Source organism: Massilia sp. YIM B02443 (assembly GCF_030411955.1).
GTDB lineage: Bacteria > Pseudomonadota > Gammaproteobacteria > Burkholderiales > Burkholderiaceae_D > Telluria.
In genome coordinates, this window is sequence record NZ_JASNRA010000014.1 from 1 (window position 1) to 15,707 (window position 15,707).

Below are 15,707 nucleotides of genomic sequence, written 5' to 3' on the forward strand. Positions count from 1 at the left end.
CCTAAAAACCGTCATCCCCGCGCAGGCGGGGATCCAAGTTGCACGCACTCCCACAAGCGCCGAACGTAGTGGCTGCGGAACGGACTTGGATCCCCGCCTTCGCGGGGATGACGGTTTTTGGGGCAGTGGGATTTGCACGCGCCGCCGCCATTTATACCCGACCGAACCTACCGAATCGACCGCATGAACGACACGCTCACCATCGCCGGCCTCACGACGACCCCGCTCGAACTGATCTCCTTCATCCTGGCCGCCATCACCGTCGTCCTGAACATCCGCCAGAAACACTGGGCCTGGCTGTTCTCGATCGTCTCGTCGGCAACCTACGCGGCGGTGTTCTTCGACGCGCGCCTGTACGGCGACATGGGCCTGCAGTTCGTGTTCATCGCGGCCTCGGTCTGGGGCTGGTACCAGTGGCTGCACGGCACCGATAACGGTCCATTGGTGGCGACGTGGCTGAAGCCTTCTGGTCGGGGATGGTCGCTGGCCGCCTGGCTGGTCGGCTTCGTGATCCTGTCCACCTTCCTCGACAACTTCACCGACACCGACGTCCCGCACGCGGACGGTTTCCTGACCGCCGGCAGCCTGGTCGGCCAGCTGCTGCTGGCGAAGAAGAAAGTCGAGAACTGGCACGTGTGGATCGCGGTCGATATCCTGTACGTGGGCCTGTACGTGTACAAGGGCCTGACGCTGACCGCGGTGTTGTACGGCGTCTTTGTGCTGCTGGCGATCGCCGGCCTGCGCACCTGGTCGGCCGTCGCGCGTAAAACGGAGCACGCATGACCGTGCAACGCATCGCGATCCTGGGCGCCGAATCGTCGGGCAAGTCGACCTTGTCGGAAGCGCTGGCGCGCCATTACGGCACGATCTGGGTGCCGGAATACCTGCGCGAATTCGTCGATACGCACGCCCGCGTGCCGTACGAGGAAGACCAGTTCGGCATCGCCCGCACCCAGCGCGCGCGCGAGGACGCGGCGGCCCTGCAAGCCAACCGCTTTTTGTTCTGCGACACCACGCCCCTGATGACGGCGCTGTACAGCCGCGTGTACTGGGGCAGGGTGGATGCCCAGCTGGCCGCGCTCGACGCGCGCCACGACTACGCGCTGACCCTGGTCACCGCGCCCGACACGCCGTGGGAGCCGGACGGCCTGCAGCGCGAATCGGAAGAAGTGCGCCAGCGCGTGCACCAGATGCTGCTCGACACCCTGGCCGCGCGCGGCATCGCCTATGTGCTGCTGGAAGGCGGCCTGCCGCATCGCATGCGGCAGGTCGAAGCGCTGCTCGGACCGGCGTAGTCAAGCCTTGGGCAAGCCGTTCGCCAGGTCGATCCACGCCTGCGGTTGTGGCTTGCCTGGCGTGCGTACGCCGAAGAACGTCACCACCAGGTCGCCGCGGTCGTCGTAGAATTCGACCGAGGTGATGCCGGCGCGGCGCACCACGTAGCCGCTCTTGAAGGCGCTGTCGCGCAGGTGCAGATTGAAGTTCGGATCGAGCACGTTGAACCAGCCATCAAGCGCCATCACCTTGTCGATCTTGCCGCTGTAGATCTGGGTCACGGCGCCGTTGCCGACGAAGGCCATGATCGCCACGCCCTGTTTTGCCGCGCCTTCCAGCAGGTTGCGCACCGCCAGCGGCGTCACGCGCGTCGCCATGCCGCTCGGCGCCAGGCGCATCGCCTGTTCGCGCGTGAGCTTGAACTCCGAGACGATGCGGTTGAACTGGTGGACGTCGGTCATGTCGGTCCAGGCATTGCGGAACTCGGCGACGTCGATCTCGCTGTCGGGCTTCTCCGCTGTCTTCGGCACCGCGGCCGTCACGCCCAGCCTGGCGTCCTGGCGCGCATGCCTGAAGTCGGCCACGATCTTGTCGAACACCGGCACGCCGGCCTCGCTCCTCACGTACAGCTTGTGCACCGCGTTGCCGCTGGCGTCGAAGAACTGCAGGCTGCGGTTCACAAGCCCGTCGCGGCCCGGCTGGGTCACGGCGAAGGCGTACTTCCATTGCACGAACTGGAAGCGCAGGTCGATCGGGCCGCCCAGGTAGCCGCCGGCGATGTTCAGCATGCGCGCCTGGCGTTCCGCGTCATCCGCGCTGTCGAGCGCCGTCTCATCCTCGCGCTTGATCCTGCTTGCCACGCCGGTGGTCTCGATCACGCCGTTCTCGTTGCGGCTCAATGCCATCACCTTGCCCAGGTAGAGCGCGCGGCGCATGATCTCGCGCGGCGCATGCTCGCTGTCGCGCAGGCGCACCACGGTGGTTCCGATGCCGGTGGCGAGCAGCTCGGCCTCGGACACGTTGAGTTGGCGCGCGGCGTCGCGCGTCTGCAGCTTGGGCTGCTGGGCGCGCAGGGCGTTCCATTGGTCCAGCAGCGGCTGGGCGGCGTGGGCCTGGCCCAATGCCAGGACGAGTGCTGCGGCCAGCAGGTGGCGGGTGGTGTTCATGAGTCTCTCTCCTCGTTCAGTACATCAGTTTGAAGGTGACGGCGGCGTAGCGCCCTGGGCGCGCCAGGCGCTCGATGTCGTTGATGGCGACGGCATTGGTGGCTGCCGGCAGGCCGCGCACCGAGGCGTAGTCCCAGTATTTGCGGTTGGCCAGGTTGTAGATGCCGGCGGTGAGGGCGGCGTGGCGGCCGATGTTCCAGTAGCCGGTCAGGTCCATCACGGTGCTGGACGGCACCGCGAAGCGCGGCGTCGCGACGCCCTGGATCGGGTCGGGCGCGGCCCCCTTGGCGCCGACGTAGACCACGGCGAAGGCCGCGCCGCCGCGCTGCGCCGGGTCGTCCCAGGCCGCGATCAGGCTCGATTTCCTGGGCAGGGTTGATGCCAGCGCACTCTCCATGCCGGTCTTGTCGTTGCGCGCCTTGCTGCGCTGGACGCCGCTGGCCAGTGTGAGTCTGGCGCCGCTGAGGGAATCGGACCACTGGCCCAGGTCGGCGTCCAGTGTCAGTTCGCCGCCCCAGCTGCGCGCATTGCCGATGTTCTCGGGGCGGTACAGGCCGAAGGTGTGGTCGGGTAGTTGACCGGGTCGTTCGGCTGCATCGCGTAGTCGATCAGGTTCTTGTAGCGCGTCTCGAATACGGCCGCGTGCAGGCGCAGGCCGCGCGCCAGCTCGCCTTTCAGGCCGAGTTCATAGGCGTTGCTGGTTTCCCTGTCGAGGTTCGGGTTGCCGATCACGGCGTAGGCATTGCCGACCGCCGTGTAGCTGAGCGAATCGTAGGTGCCGGTGCGCTCGGCCGCCGTGGGCAGGCGCGCGCCGCGGCTGTACTGCAGGTAGGTTTCCAGCTGGGGCGCCACGCGCGCGCTCAGGGTCAGGCTGGGCGTGGCGTAGCTGTCGATTTCCTTGCGCAGTTCGCGGCTGGCGTTGGGGATGCCGATCGCATAGTTTTCCAGGCTGTTCGGCTCCAGCCGGCGCCAGTTGTAGCGCACTCCGGGCGTGGCGCTGAACCAGTCGGCCAGCGCCAGTTCGGCGCGCATGAAGGCGGCGAACTTCAGCGACTCCATGTCGGCCATGCGGTTCTTGCTGGTGACCTGGTGTGCGCCGGTGGCGACGATCAGGCGGTCTTCACGCCAGGGGCGGCTGGTGTAGACCTGCTCGACGCTGACGCCATAGGCCAGCGCGTGGGCGCCGAGGCGCCTGGTGGCATTGCTGGCGAAGCCCACGCTGCGGTTGTCGAAGGCGGTGTAGATGTCGCGCAGCGTCGGCTGGTTGCCGGTGATGTAGCGCGCCAGGGTACTGTCTTCGGTAGCGCTGTCCTGCACGTAGAGACGGCTTTCCAGGCTGTCGAACCACGTTGCGCCGCCCGTGTAGTGGTGGTCGATGCTGGCGCGGTCGCGCCGGATGCGCGATTCCATGGTCGAGCCGTCCGGATAGGAGCTGCCTTGCTTGTTGCGGTATTCGCGATCATGACGGCTGCGGAAGGCGTCGATCGTCGCCGTGAAGCGGTGCCCGGCCCACGGCGCCCAGGCCAGCTTGGCCAGCAGCGCGTCCGAATCCCAGTCGTCAGGGTTGAGCGGGGCGCTGCCTTTGGACTCCATCTGGCGTCCGTCGCGGTGCACCAGCACGGCCAGCGCCTGCAGCATGCCCGATTGCGCGGCGCCGGTGAGCGCGTGCATGCGCATCTCCTTGGAACCGTCGTAGCCGAACTTGTAGTCGGCGTACAGCGGCTTCTCGGCGCTGACATAGTCTTCCGGCGCCTTGGTCACGAACGAGACGTTGCCGCCCAGGCCCTGGGCGCCGGCGCCGGCCGGGGCGGTGCCCGAGACGATGGTCACCGAGCGGAAGGTTTCGGGATCGAAGTAGTCGCGCCCGACGCCGAAGCTGTTCAGGGTCGAGGCGTCGGGTTTGGGCGCGGCCTCGGGCAGCTCGATGCCGTCCAGTTCCAGGCCGACCCGGTTGCCTTCGACGCCGCGGATATTGAAGCCGGTGTTGCCGGCGCCGTCCCACACGTTGCCGCTGCCGCTGGCGGCGCCCGGCACGCTGACCAGCGGCGCGTAGCGCGCCATGTTCTGCATGTCGGTTACGCCCTGGCGCGCCAGCGCCGCTTCGTCGAGCACGGTCACGCTGCCGCTCTTGTCGAGGCGTTGGCCGGTGATGACGATGGTGCCGGAGGCGTCGGCCGACGGTTCGACGTCGGCGCCGACGGCCGGGCTGGCGGCCGGCGCGGCATGTGCGGTGACGTTGAACGCGAAGGTGGAGACGAAAGCGCAAGCGATGAGCTTGGGTAAAAGGCGCAGGCCGGGAGGGGAGGCTGCCATGGTGTCCAGTCGAAAGAGGTTGTCATACGCCGTTGGGCGCCATTGTTCGCCCGCTCACGGCCCGCATATCAATGAGAATGATTCTCATTTGCGAAGTATACTAAATGATAATGATTCTCGTTCGCAATGGGTTGATGAAGATTTTGAGGCAGATCATTAGGACGCTTTAAATCGGCAAGAACTTGGCAAAGGACAATAAATCTTTTTCTGCACCGACTTTTTGTTTCTGTATGGCATTACAATTGAAAAATTTGCTGAAGCACGGCGGGGCGCTATGAAAAATTGGATTGGCCGCTTGTTGGGCGGCACCGAGAAGGAGACCGGGAGTGCCGCCGTGGTTGGCGCAGCGCTCTCGAAGCACGATCAGGAAGAGCTGGCCGCAGATCTCGATGGCGCCTTCTACCGCTGGCTGACCGCGTCCGCCGGCTACAACGCACGGCGCGAGACCGAAGAGCAGATCATCGCGGAGGTGCATGCGCTGGCCCTCGACCCGGGGAGCGCATCGGAACTGGTGCCGCGCATTCCCGAGCTGGTGTCGCAGCTGCTCACCGCGCTGTCCGATGAAAACATCTCGACCGGCGCGCTCTCGCGCCAGGTGGGGCAGGACCTGGTGCTGGTGGCCGAAGTGATCCGCGAAGCCAACAGCGCCTATTACCGCCCGGTGACGCCGATCGAAACGCTCGAAGGCGCGGTCACGATGCTGGGGCTGAACGGCCTGCGCATGCTGCTGGCGCGCATCGCGTTCCGGCCGCTGGTGCGCACCCAGGGGCAAGGCGTGGCGCGCCAGCTGGCGCCGGTGATCTGGGGGCATTCCGAGCGCTGCGCGTTTGCCGCCAGCGTGATGGCGCCGGGCCTGTCGGCCGGCGTGTTCGAATCGTTCCTGGCGGGCCTGATGCAGAACCTGGGCCTGCAGGTGGCGCTGCGCGTCGCCGAGCGCCACGGCGACGGCGGCAAGGTGCCGGGTTCGGGCGCCTTCGGGGTCGAGTTGTTCGCGGCCAGCCGCCAGATCTCGGCGGTGATCGCGCGCCACTGGGACTTCCCGATCGAGGTGGCCGACGCCATCGCGCACGTGGGCGAGCCGCAGGCGTCGCACCTGGCGCAGGCGCTGGCCCAGGGCGACCGCATCGCCAAGCTGCGCCTGCTGCTCGACGCCGAGATCATCGACGAGGACGACTCGCTGGTGGTCGATGGGCTGAACGGCTTCCAGCGCCGCTGCCTGGGCAAGCTGGCCGACCTGGCCAAATAAAGGGCCGCCGCGCTGCCGGCGCAGCGGGCGGCCTCACTTCTTCTTGTTTCCGATCGTTGGCTTACACGCGCGCAGCCACGCCACGGCGGCGCAGCGCCGCCACGCCGGCCAGCCCGGCGCCGATCAGGAGCATGCTCGCCGGTTCCGGCACTTCCGCCACCCCGCTTATAACGGCAACCTGGGCCGACGCGGCATCGAACGCGAATTCGTCGCCGCTGCTGCCCAGCAGCGCCACGTCGGTGAACGACAGCACGGCATTGCCGACGCCGATCGCTTCGAAGCGGATGCTGGCCAGCAGGCCGCTGCCCGACACACCCGGCCCGCCGCCGTACAGCGTGTTGTAGATGAACGAGATGGTGCCGGCGCCGTTGTCGATGAAGCCGGTGCCGCCGAGCGTGTCGCCGCCGGTGGCCAGGAAGCCGCCTTCGGTGACGCCGACGGCGCGCAGGTAGCGCGCATCGTAGTTGATCGAGAACTGGTACGAATACAGGTCGCTGACGTCGGCGATATTGACGGCGTAGTCCTGGGTGCTGCCCAGTACGACCGGGCTGCTGCCGGTGTCGAACGACAGGATCGGATCGGCCCAGGCTTGCGCGCAGGCGCCAAGCAAGACTGCGGCGACGAGGTTTTTCCAGAGTTTCATGTGTGGTCCTTTGCCCGAAGGCGAATGTTTTCTCAAAAGCCGCCGGGTGTCGCGCACCCGGCGGCATGCCGCTATTGCATGCTCGCGGTTACGAGCACGAGACACCCGGGGTGGCGCGCTGCGATACGTAGTTCAGGTCGCGGATATCGACCACGCCGTCGCCGGTGACGTCGGCGCGTGGGTCGAACCCGGCCTGGCCGGTGCGCTTGCCGAACGCCGCGCGCACCAGGGCGATGTCGGCGCAGTTCACGGCGCCATCGGCGTTGACGTCACCGGCCAGGCGCAGGGTGAAGTCGGTATCCGACACGTCGAAGAACACGTTGCCGACCGCTTCGATCTTGATGCGCGCCTGGGTGGTGGCGATGGCTGGCAGGGTGACGCTCGCGCTGCCGTTGTTCGGCACGCTCTCGGCCAGCACGTATGGCCAGGTGGCGCCGCCGTCGGCCGACAGCGTGATCTTCACGTTGGCGGTCGAGACCGGGGCCGCGTTGGTGTTGGCCACGCTCCAGGTCACGGTCTGCGCCACGCCGCTGGACAGCGTCACCGCGGTGTTCGGCGCGGTGACCAGGAACGGACCGGCGCCAGGCGCCAGCACCAGGGTGGTGCTGGCGCTGTTGACGCCGCCCCGGCCGTCACGCGCGGTCAGCTTGAAGTTGAGCGAGGCAGGTGATGCGTTCACGCCCGTGAAACCGACGTAGGCGGCGGTCGGCAGGAACTCCGAGAAGCACTCGACCTGGGCCGCCGTCGGCGTGCCGCTGACGGTCGGGCAGGCGCCGGTGGCCGCGTTGGTGTTGTTGGCCAGGATCTGCGCCATGTCCGGGAACACGCGGGTCGGGTTGCCGGTCACGTGGTTCTGGCCCGGCGAATCGTACTGCAGCGTGTCGCTGTTGCTGACGATGGCGCGGGTGCTGAACTGGCGGAACAGCGGCCCGTTGGTTTTCACGTTGCTGATCAACGAGGTGCCGCTGGCCGCGCCACGGTCGTTCTGCTCCCACATGTAGGTGAGGGCTTCGTCGTCGGCGTCGCTGGCGCTGCCGGTGAGGGCGAACGGGGTGCGCACCGGGATGGTGTAGCTCGTCGGCGCGCTCACCACCGGCGCCGCATTGCCGGTGCTCGAGACGCTGCCGCGACGGTTGGTGGCGCCGCCGACCGCGATCTCGCCGACGTAGCCGTTGCAGCCGCCGCTGCACTCGACCAGCTCCAGGTTGGCGACGTTGGTGAAGCCGAGCGTGCCGCCGAAGGTGACGGTGAAGCCGGTGTCGGTCAGCGCCGTGACCGAGGCGATCGCGCCGGCCGGCCAGCCGGCGATGCTTTCGATCGCGCTGCGCACGCCGGCGGTGCTGTAGTTCTCGCCGCGCACGATCGGCGCCGACAGCGCGCCGTTGTAACGCAGGCGGAACCCCTGGCCGTTGGTGGCGAAGCCGCTCAGGGCCGCCACCTGCACTTCGTTGATCAGGGTCTCGGCGCCCGAGGTATAGGCGACGATCTCGTCGAAGCTGCGCTGCGACCAATACGGATCGCTGTGCGACTGCAGGTTGTCGCTGCCGCAAATGCCGGCATAGGCCATGATCGACGAGCCGCTGCCCGGTTCGACCGAATTGGCCGGGCTGCGGTTGCCGCCGCTGCAGCTGCCGACCGTGCCGTTGAAGGTGTGGTTGCCCGCGAACTGGTGGCCCAGCTCGTGCGCCACGTAGTCGACCGCGAAGAAGTCGCCCACCGGTGTCGGCAGGCCGGTGCAACCCTGCGCCTTGGCGTTGCCGCCAACCACGCCCAGGCTGGCGATGCCGCCGCCGTCCAGGCCGAGGGCAATGTGGCCGACGTCGAAGTTGCCGGCGCCGGCCAGCAGGCCGGTGACGATTCGGTTGCGCTGCAGCAGGCTGCTGCTGCAGGTCGATGCCTGCGCGGTGGTGTAGCAAGCCGCGCCGCCGCACGGACCGTCGGCGCCGGTCATCTCGGCCTGCGTGTTCAGGTTGAGCGCATCGGTGGCGTCGATCAGCACCAGGCTGATCGAGGTCTCGTCTTCGTAGATCTGGGTCACGCGGTTGATCAGGGTGACCTTGGCCGCGGTGACGTTGGCGGCGCCGAAGTAGTTGGCGTAGGACGGGTCGGTGACCAGCGCCAGGCGGTAGGTGCGCAGCGTGGTGCCGACCGCGGCGTTGACCGAGGACTCGGCGTCGAGCACCGTGATCGGCGCGCTGCCGGTGCGGCGGCCGTCACTGGCGCTGACGTCGAAGGCGCCGCTGCGCACCAGGCCGGCCGGCAGCGTGATGTTGACCACGCCGTTCTTGTCGGCGGTGGCATTCACGCTGTGCAGGACGGACTGGTCGCCGTCGGCGCGCACGGTGAGTTCGACCGCGGCGCCCGGGGTGAAGCCGGCGCCGCGCACTTCGACCGGCTCGCCTTCCTTGTAGAACGAGCGCGACGGGCTCAGGCTGGCTTCGTCGATCGGTCCTTCGATCAGCGGCCCGTGCCGGTTCTCGAGATCGGCCCGTTCATAGGCGGCGTAGACGCTGGTGTCGCGTTCGTAATAAGGGTCGACGTACCAGCCGCCGTTGGCCGAACGCACCGAAGCGTGCAAGCCGAGCGGGGTGATGTCCATGCGCAGGGTCGCCTTCGGATCGTCGATGCCGACGCCCTTGTAGGTCTTGATGCCCGGATGCTTGGCCGCCAGCCCCGGTTCCATGATCGGCGCCTCGTGCAGCGCGAAGCGCTGGTAGCCGCCGCTCGGGTGCGGCAGCGAGATCACCTGGCCGCCGGAGAGCGTGCGCTCGCCGCGCGCCAGCGGCGCGTTGGCGGCGGCCGACATGATGCCGGCCAGGTCGAGCGTGGCGGTGCGCAGGCGGCGCAGTTTCAATGCCGGCGTCTTGCCGCGTGCGGTGGCCGACGGCGCGACCGTGACGTCCTGCCAGAAGGGCGCGGCGCGCTGCGTGGTGGGGACATCGGCGCCGGCCTGGTAGGCGTGCGCGACGGGCGCGGCGCCGGCCAGGGCCAGTGCGATGCACAGGGCGATGGTGCGGGTGTTGCGGAGGGCGTGATGCAACTGGTGCAGCCCGCCGTGGTGCGGCGAGCTCGAAGGCTTCGTTCTCATGCGTAGACCTTTCGCGACTGATGACTTGCGGTCGAAGTGGTGGGGTGGTGCTTTCCGTGGTTCAGTTTCTTTTTGTGGTGCGGTACGACGTACTGCGGTGGTACGTGGTGCGGGTGGTGCAGGTGGTGCAGGTGGTGCAGGTGGTGCGTATGGCGGGAGGAGCATCGGGTGCAAGTGCGGAGCCCGACGATGTAAACAGTGCAACAGATGCGCATCAATAGTATTGCTTTATTTATATTGAAGGCAAGTTAATATTTGCTTGTTGCAATTATGTTGAATAGGCAAGGAATAGAGTTGGCGTCGGCATGCGCAACGCATGAGACGAGCCTCATTCTCGATGCTTGATCGATGGCCTCGGCGGATGCGGTTTCGCGCGCCGATCGACGGTGTGGCGGGATGGGATCGCCGTTTCCGCATGAGCGGAAATGACGGTGTCAGGAGGGAGAACGCCGCGCCGCGTGACAGCACGCGGCGAAAGCCGGCTGGTTAATGCGGGATCTTCTCGTCCGGCCGCAGGGTCAGCACGCGCACGCCGTGGCGGGTCACGGCGACCGTGTGCTCGAACTGCGCCGACAGCTGGCCGTCGCGCGTGACGACGGTCCAGCCATCGTCTTCGGTGTGCACTGCGCGCCGGCCCTGGTTGAGCATCGGCTCGATGGTGAACACCATGCCTTCGCGCAGCAGCATGCCGGTGTGCGGCTGGCCCCAGTGCAGCACCTGCGGCTCTTCGTGCATTTCGCGGCCGATGCCGTGGCCGCAGTATTCGCGCACCACCGAATAGCCATGCTTGCGCGCGTGGCGCTCGATCGCGTGGCCGATGTCGCCCAGCCGGGCGCCGGGCCGCACCGCCTTGATCCCTTGCCACATCGCCTCGTAGGTCGCCTGCACCAGGCGTTTGGCCGGCGGCGCGACCTGGCCCACCAGATAGGTCTTGCTGGAGTCGGCGATGTAGCCGTGCTTCTCGAGCGTGATGTCGAAGTTGACGATGTCGCCGTTCTTCAGGATTTCGGCCTCGGACGGCACGCCGTGGCAGACCACGTGGTTGCGCGACGAATTCAACGCGTAGGCGTAGCCGTACTGGCCCTTGCTGGCCGGGCGCGCCTTGAGCGTGTCGACGATGAAGCCGTCGGCCAGGTCGTTGACCTGCATGGTCGACATGCCGGCCAGCTCCAGCCGGTCGAGAAAGGCGAAGACGTCGGCGAGCAGCTTGCCCGCCTGCGCCATCAATGTGATTTCTTCGGGTCGTTTGACCATGTCTAGGCCGCCTTGATCTTTTGCGGCGTCACCCCGGCCGCGCGCATCTCGCGCGCGACGATCTCGTTGAAGCTGACGGTCGGGTTCATTTCGCACAGCATGCCGATCCTGATCCAGAACGCGGCTTGCGCGTTGATCGAGCGGCACGAGACCACGCTGGCCTTGCGCATCTGGTCGTGCAGTTCGTCGTCGATGTTGACGATGCCCATGGGGATACTCCTGGATATATGAATCGTATATGGATCATATATTGAAAGGATGTGGTGATGCAAGCCGGAGACCGGCTGTCATGCGTGATGGATAGCGCCGGCCTCGATCGACACCGGCAGCGGTACCTTAATCGACCAGGGTATCTACGACTTCCTGCAGCAGCTGCGCCGCTTTCGCCAGGACCGGACCAGCCATGTCATCCGCCTGCAGCACGGCGTACGGTCCTTCGCCGAAATACAGGCCATCCGATACGAGGAAGGTGATGCGAACGTTGCCTGCTTTGGGTGGCGGCAGCCTTTGCTCTTCCCACGGTCCGATCTTTTCGACGATCGGCCGCGAGGCGGCGACCAGTTCTTTTGCGAGGCCTGGCAGCGGCGTGTCGTCGGCTTCGACGACGGCGATCTTTCCGGATTGATTCAGGTAGCGCACACCGCCATCGCTGAATGCCGCCAGCACGTCCAGGCCGTTGTCCAGCGGTACTTCGACGATCACGCCAAGCAGCACTTTTGGCGGCACCTCGGCGCCCATTGCGCGCAGGCGGTTGTAAGCTAGCGCCCGAATCCTTCCTTCGATGGCCTCGTCTTTTGCCAACGCCAGGAGTTCCAATTCGTCGGGCGCGTCTGCCAGCAGCGCGGTCCATGGATAGGCATTGTTTTCCGCGCCGGGCTTCCTGAACAGCTCGGGCTGATCGCAGAAAAGCAGGTTATAGAAAAAATTCACATGCGCTTCTGGATACGGGTGATGCAGTCCTGTCGATTCGGCCTGGGGTTCGGACGGCGGTGTCGCACCAAGGGCAGCAAGCAGCTTCTTGAACATGGCTTCTCCAGAAGTGACGGGCGCTGGATGGACAGCGCCCAAACAGCTTAGCAGAGTCACCGCAGGATTTGACCTATCAGTTACATGGGGCATTCCTGCTTGCTCCCGGAGGCAAGCAGGAATGTGGCGCCGGGTTCAGGTCAGAAATCGACCTGCGCCGACAGCCTGAACGTACGCGGCGCGCCCGGCAGCAGATAGCCACCCAGCGACTGCGTCACGTCGCGCCAGTAGAACTTGTCGAACGCATTGTCCACCCGCGCGCGCAGCACCGTGTTCACGCCGCCGACGCGCAGCGCATACGACGCCCCGAAGCCGGCCACGTGATAGCCCGGCACCTTGACCCGGTTGGCCGGATCGAAAGCCTTGTCGCTCGAATACTGCCACACCGCGTCGAGCTTCAAGCCCTCGACCTGCGGCACCGCATAACCCAGCCACACCGCCGAGCGGTACTTCGGCACATTGGTCACGCGCTTGCCTTCGGTGGTCGCATCGCCGGTGTCGCGCTGGTCGGTGTCGAGCGCCATCAGCGACACGCTGTAGTCCAGGTTGCGCAGCGCCTGGCCCTGGGCCGACAGTTCCAGGCCGCGGTGCTTCTGCTCGCCCGCGCGCACGAAGGTGTTGGCGGCGTTCGTGTATTCGAGTCCCTGGCGGATCTCGAACAGCGAACCGGCCAATGCCAGACGTTCGTTCACGTTGCGCTTGAAGCCGATCTCGGCCTGCTTCGAGCGGCCCGGTGACAAGGCCTGGTTTTCGTTGGTGGTTTCCATCGGCGCGATGCCGCCGTATTGCAGGCCGTGGCTGATCGAGCCGTACACGCGCCAGTCGCGCGCCGGCGCGTACACCAGCGCCACGTTAGGCAGCGCATACGAATCGCGCTCGCGCACCCATGGCTGGTCGATCTCTTCGAGTTCGTTGCGCTTGATCTTTACGTAGCGCACGCCCGCATGAACCGTGAACTGCTCGTTCAGCGTCAGCACGTCCTGCACGAAAGCCGAGCGCTCTTCGATGCTGCGCCGTTCCATCACTGGGCCGGTGCTGGATTCGGCGCCGATCGGCGGCACGATCGCATTCTGGTAGATGTTGCTGGAGCCGACGTATTCGTACACGTCCTCGCCGTAGGCGTCGTGCCGTTCGGCGTAAGCCAGGCCGGCGCTCAGCGCATGACGCACGCTGCCCGTGGCGAAGCGGCCCTGCAGCAACGCCTGCGCGCCCCACGGGGTCTTGCGCTCGCCGACGCTCTGGTAGTCGTACACGTCGTAGTCGCCGTTCGAGCAGTAGCCCGGATAGAAGCCGTCGCCCTCGTTGCTGCAGCCGTAAGGGAAGGCGGTGTAGTCGTCGCGCTTGAACCAGTGCTTGTTGGCGTTGACGGTCGCGGTCCAGTCGGCGTTGAGGCGGTACTCGAAGCGCAAACCGAGGTTGCTGCTGTCGGTGTCCACCGGTTTGGTCCACGGCTGCTCGTTGAGCAGGGTCTTGGGCGAGACGCCCGTCGGCAGCGCTTCGTTGCGGATCAGCTGGTAGCCCGGCGCGGTGATCTGCGACTTGTGCTGGTGGTCGATGTCCAGCTGCAGCAGGGCGCTTGGCGTGATCTGCCAGTCGAAGGCGGCCGAGACGAACTGGCGTTCGCCGTCGGCGCCGCGCACGTAGGACTTCAGGTCTTCGGCGGCGGCGTTGATGCGGTAGCCGAAGCGGCGGTCGTCGAAACGGCCGCCCAGGTCGACCGCGCCGTAGACGGTGCCGCGCTCGCGCAACTCGACCGTGGCCGAGCGCAGTGGCGCGCTGGTCGGGCGCTTGGTGACGAAGTTGATCATGCCGCCCGGCGCGGCGACACCGGCCTGCAGGCCGGCCAGGCCGCGCAGGATCTCGAAGCGTTCCTTGTTCTCGAGCGGGATCTGGGTGTCGCCCGAGATCGCAATCATGTCCTTGCGAAAGCTGGTGGCGTTGTCCAGCGCGAAGCCGCGGATCGAGAACTGTTCGGCGTAGCCGACCGCGTTGTAGGCGTCGCCGACCGAGGCGTCGAAGCGCGCCGCTTCGCTGGCGCTGCGGATCGACAGGTCCTGCATCTGGTTCAGCGTCAGGGCGCTGATCGAGGCCGGCGTCTCCAGCAGCGGCGTGTCGGAAAAGCCGCCGATGCTGGCGCGGTCGGTGGCCAGCCATTTGCTGCCGCTGACGACGACCGACTGGATGCCATCTTGGCCGAACGCCGGCGAGATCGAGAACGCTTGCAGGATCGCGCAGGCGAGGAGGGTAGGCTTCAAGGTGTGTTTCATGGTTTGCTCGTATTCGCGCGCCAGTGGCGCGCAGCTTTGTTAAAAGCCGGAGCCAACGTGGGGGAAGGGCAAACGAGATGAGATGCTGCTTTGCGCTTTCCTTCGCTGGCATTATCCAGATCAGGTACGAAGGGTATTTCTCACCCGGAACGGCTGTTCCAGGACCCCTAGCGAAGGCGCGAGTGTAGCACGGGCGCGCGCCCGTGTGGTGATTCTGTCAAGGATGGGTGGCCGGCGCGCGACATGCCACGCCAGCCGGTGTGCAAAGGCCGGCTACACCTGCTCGGTCGACGGCTCGCCGGCGCGCCGCACCCAGGCCCGCTCGACCGGCGCATGGATGCGCAGCAGCGTGGCGCGGGTGGCCTCGCCGATCGCGCGCCAGTATTCGCGGCGCTGGGCCGCGCGCTTGCGGTGCTTGGAAGGCATGTCCTGCAGCGGCTTGAGGTAGAACGGCAGCGGGATCAGGTAGCTGCGCGCATCCAGTTCGGCGCCGCCCAGGATGCGCCAGAAACCGTCGTAGGAATTCTCGAAAGCGCGCGCCTGGGCCTCGTCCTGGTGCGGCGCGTAGGCCAGGTGGGCTGTGGCGCGCACGGCCAGCACGCGGTCGATGCCGAGCAGCTGGGCCATGCCCTGCAGCGCGGCAAAGCAGAAGAAGCTCGGCGAATTGTTGGGGAATACGTTTTCGAAGGCTTCGAAGGCGGCGCCCGATTCGTTCCAGCGGCCCTGGTTGCGGGTGACCAGCGGCAGCGTCGGCGTGGCCGGCAGGTCGATCCCGAACAGCGCGCCTTCGACCCAGGTCCAGGACAGGCGGTGCAGCAGCACGCCGTCGACGGTGAGCGCGATGGACAGGTCGCCTTCGCCATCGTTCGCGTCCTGCGCGTTCGCGCCCAACGTCAGGGCGAAGTCGCCGTCCTGGCTTTCATGGCGCCACAAGGCGATGCCGGGGCCGCCGTACACGGCGTCGTGGTAGGCGGCGTTGAAGGTGGCGTCCTCGAAGCGATAGTGCGCCAGCACGCAACGCAGGCGGTCGCGCGCATCCATGCCGCGCATCAGGTAGTCGCGCTGGCCCAGCTGGTGCAGGGGCGAGGCCAGCACGCCGCCGGGCGCATCGGCCAGGCGGCGCACCAGTTCGAGGCGCGTCAGGGACTGGTGCTCGCGCCAGTAGCGCAGCGCCTGCCAGCGTTGGGTCAGTCGAGCGAAAATCATCGAACGCTCCATTCGGCGTACAGTGGGCGGCGCTCGGCCGGATCAGGGCCGGCGCCGGGTTTCATCGTGAATCGCGCAGTCATGAGGGCGGCGCGATCTGCTCTGCAAGCAATAAATAGTTCCTCATTGCAATTATGAGCCCAAACGTCAGCCTGTGCTCGGCTGATTGGCCGGGTGCGACGTACTTGTGCAACGGGGAAAGGCCGGGCTTGCTTTTGCGTGT

13 protein-coding genes and 1 riboswitch are annotated in these 15,707 nt (G+C 66.6%); of the genes, 3 read left to right on the plus strand and 10 right to left on the minus strand.

Going from position 1 to position 15,707, the window contains the following annotated elements:
• Nucleotides 1-183 precede the first annotated feature (183 nt).
• Together pnuC and QPK27_RS15155 are read left to right on the plus strand one after the other, a co-directional pair.
• Nucleotides 184-783: a nicotinamide riboside transporter PnuC gene (gene pnuC / locus QPK27_RS15150; RefSeq protein WP_290419091.1), complete on the plus strand. Its 600-nt coding sequence runs from the start codon at nt 184-186 to the stop codon at nt 781-783.
• The gene (locus tag QPK27_RS15155) at nt 780-1,295 is read left to right on the plus strand and encodes an ATP-binding protein (RefSeq protein WP_290419092.1); all 516 of its coding nucleotides are present in this window, start codon (nt 780-782) and stop codon (nt 1,293-1,295) included. Before pnuC ends, QPK27_RS15155 begins: the two co-directional genes overlap by 4 nt.
• Here QPK27_RS15155 and QPK27_RS15160 read toward each other — a convergent pair whose 3' ends face one another.
• Genes QPK27_RS15160 through QPK27_RS15165 form a run of 3 tightly spaced genes read right to left on the minus strand, consistent with a single transcriptional unit; the run spans nt 1,296 to nt 4,754 of the window.
• Nucleotides 1,296-2,441, minus strand: a complete 1,146-nt coding sequence (locus QPK27_RS15160) for a hemin-degrading factor (protein WP_290419093.1) — start codon at nt 2,439-2,441, stop codon at nt 1,296-1,298.
• 16 nt (nt 2,442-2,457) lie between these two features.
• Nucleotides 2,458-2,994 carry a TonB-dependent receptor domain-containing protein gene (locus tag QPK27_RS25495; RefSeq protein WP_374047076.1) on the minus strand — a complete coding sequence of 179 codons (537 nt, stop codon included), beginning with the start codon at nt 2,992-2,994 and terminating at the stop codon, nt 2,458-2,460.
• Nucleotides 2,943-4,754 carry a TonB-dependent receptor domain-containing protein gene (locus QPK27_RS15165; protein WP_374047074.1) on the minus strand — a complete coding sequence of 604 codons (1,812 nt, stop codon included), beginning with the start codon at nt 4,752-4,754 and terminating at the stop codon, nt 2,943-2,945. Before QPK27_RS15165 ends, QPK27_RS25495 begins: the two co-directional genes overlap by 52 nt.
• Nucleotides 4,755-5,028: 274 nt before the next feature.
• Here QPK27_RS15165 and QPK27_RS15170 point away from each other — a divergent pair, with 274 nt between their 5' ends.
• The gene (locus QPK27_RS15170) at nt 5,029-6,000 is read left to right on the plus strand and encodes an HDOD domain-containing protein (protein WP_290419094.1); all 972 of its coding nucleotides are present in this window, start codon (nt 5,029-5,031) and stop codon (nt 5,998-6,000) included.
• A gap of 61 nt (nt 6,001-6,061) precedes the next feature.
• On the opposite strand, the gene QPK27_RS15175 is transcribed toward QPK27_RS15170, so the two are convergent.
• From QPK27_RS15175 to QPK27_RS15205, 7 genes are all read right to left on the minus strand, one after another.
• A complete protein-coding gene (locus QPK27_RS15175) occupies nt 6,062-6,643 on the minus strand; it encodes a cohesin domain-containing protein (RefSeq protein ID WP_290419095.1) in 582 nt (193 codons plus the stop codon).
• A gap of 88 nt (nt 6,644-6,731) precedes the next feature.
• A complete protein-coding gene (locus tag QPK27_RS15180) occupies nt 6,732-9,731 on the minus strand; it encodes a M12 family metallo-peptidase (protein WP_290419096.1) in 3,000 nt (999 codons plus the stop codon).
• A gap of 486 nt (nt 9,732-10,217) precedes the next feature.
• On the minus strand, nt 10,218-10,985 hold the full coding sequence (gene map, locus QPK27_RS15185; RefSeq protein ID WP_290419097.1) for a type I methionyl aminopeptidase: 768 nt from the start codon (nt 10,983-10,985) through the stop codon (nt 10,218-10,220).
• A 2-nt stretch (nt 10,986-10,987) separates the two neighbouring features.
• Nucleotides 10,988-11,194: a ParD-like family protein gene (locus tag QPK27_RS15190; protein ID WP_290419098.1), complete on the minus strand. Its 207-nt coding sequence runs from the start codon at nt 11,192-11,194 to the stop codon at nt 10,988-10,990.
• Nucleotides 11,195-11,321: 127 nt separating this feature from the next.
• Nucleotides 11,322-12,011: a hypothetical protein gene (locus QPK27_RS15195; RefSeq protein ID WP_290419099.1), complete on the minus strand. Its 690-nt coding sequence runs from the start codon at nt 12,009-12,011 to the stop codon at nt 11,322-11,324.
• 140 nt (nt 12,012-12,151) lie between these two features.
• Entirely contained in the window at nt 12,152-14,278 is a 2,127-nt protein-coding gene (locus tag QPK27_RS15200; RefSeq protein ID WP_290419100.1) for a TonB-dependent siderophore receptor, read from the minus strand.
• A gap of 80 nt (nt 14,279-14,358) precedes the next feature.
• A riboswitch (TPP riboswitch) is annotated at nt 14,359-14,457 on the minus strand.
• Nucleotides 14,458-14,551: 94 nt separating this feature from the next.
• A complete protein-coding gene (locus tag QPK27_RS15205) occupies nt 14,552-15,484 on the minus strand; it encodes a DUF535 family protein (protein ID WP_290419101.1) in 933 nt (310 codons plus the stop codon).
• Between the last annotated feature and the right edge of the window lie 223 nt (nt 15,485-15,707).

Bases quoted from the DNA above. Each gene is read 5' to 3' on its own strand.
- pnuC (WP_290419091.1), top strand. From the start codon at position 184: ATGAACGACACGCTCACCATCGCCGGCCTCACGACGACCCCGCTCGAA.
- QPK27_RS15155 (WP_290419092.1), top strand. From the start codon at position 780: ATGACCGTGCAACGCATCGCGATCCTGGGCGCCGAATCGTCGGGCAAG.
- QPK27_RS15160 (WP_290419093.1), bottom strand. From the start codon at position 2,441: ATGAACACCACCCGCCACCTGCTGGCCGCAGCACTCGTCCTGGCATTG.
- QPK27_RS15165 (WP_374047074.1), bottom strand. From the start codon at position 4,754: ATGGCAGCCTCCCCTCCCGGCCTGCGCCTTTTACCCAAGCTCATCGCT.
- QPK27_RS15170 (WP_290419094.1), top strand. From the start codon at position 5,029: ATGAAAAATTGGATTGGCCGCTTGTTGGGCGGCACCGAGAAGGAGACC.
- QPK27_RS15175 (WP_290419095.1), bottom strand. From the start codon at position 6,643: ATGAAACTCTGGAAAAACCTCGTCGCCGCAGTCTTGCTTGGCGCCTGC.
- QPK27_RS15180 (WP_290419096.1), bottom strand. From the start codon at position 9,731: ATGAGAACGAAGCCTTCGAGCTCGCCGCACCACGGCGGGCTGCACCAG.
- map (WP_290419097.1), bottom strand. From the start codon at position 10,985: ATGGTCAAACGACCCGAAGAAATCACATTGATGGCGCAGGCGGGCAAG.
- QPK27_RS15190 (WP_290419098.1), bottom strand. From the start codon at position 11,194: ATGGGCATCGTCAACATCGACGACGAACTGCACGACCAGATGCGCAAG.
- QPK27_RS15195 (WP_290419099.1), bottom strand. From the start codon at position 12,011: ATGTTCAAGAAGCTGCTTGCTGCCCTTGGTGCGACACCGCCGTCCGAA.
- QPK27_RS15200 (WP_290419100.1), bottom strand. From the start codon at position 14,278: ATGAAACACACCTTGAAGCCTACCCTCCTCGCCTGCGCGATCCTGCAA.
- QPK27_RS15205 (WP_290419101.1), bottom strand. From the start codon at position 15,484: ATGATTTTCGCTCGACTGACCCAACGCTGGCAGGCGCTGCGCTACTGG.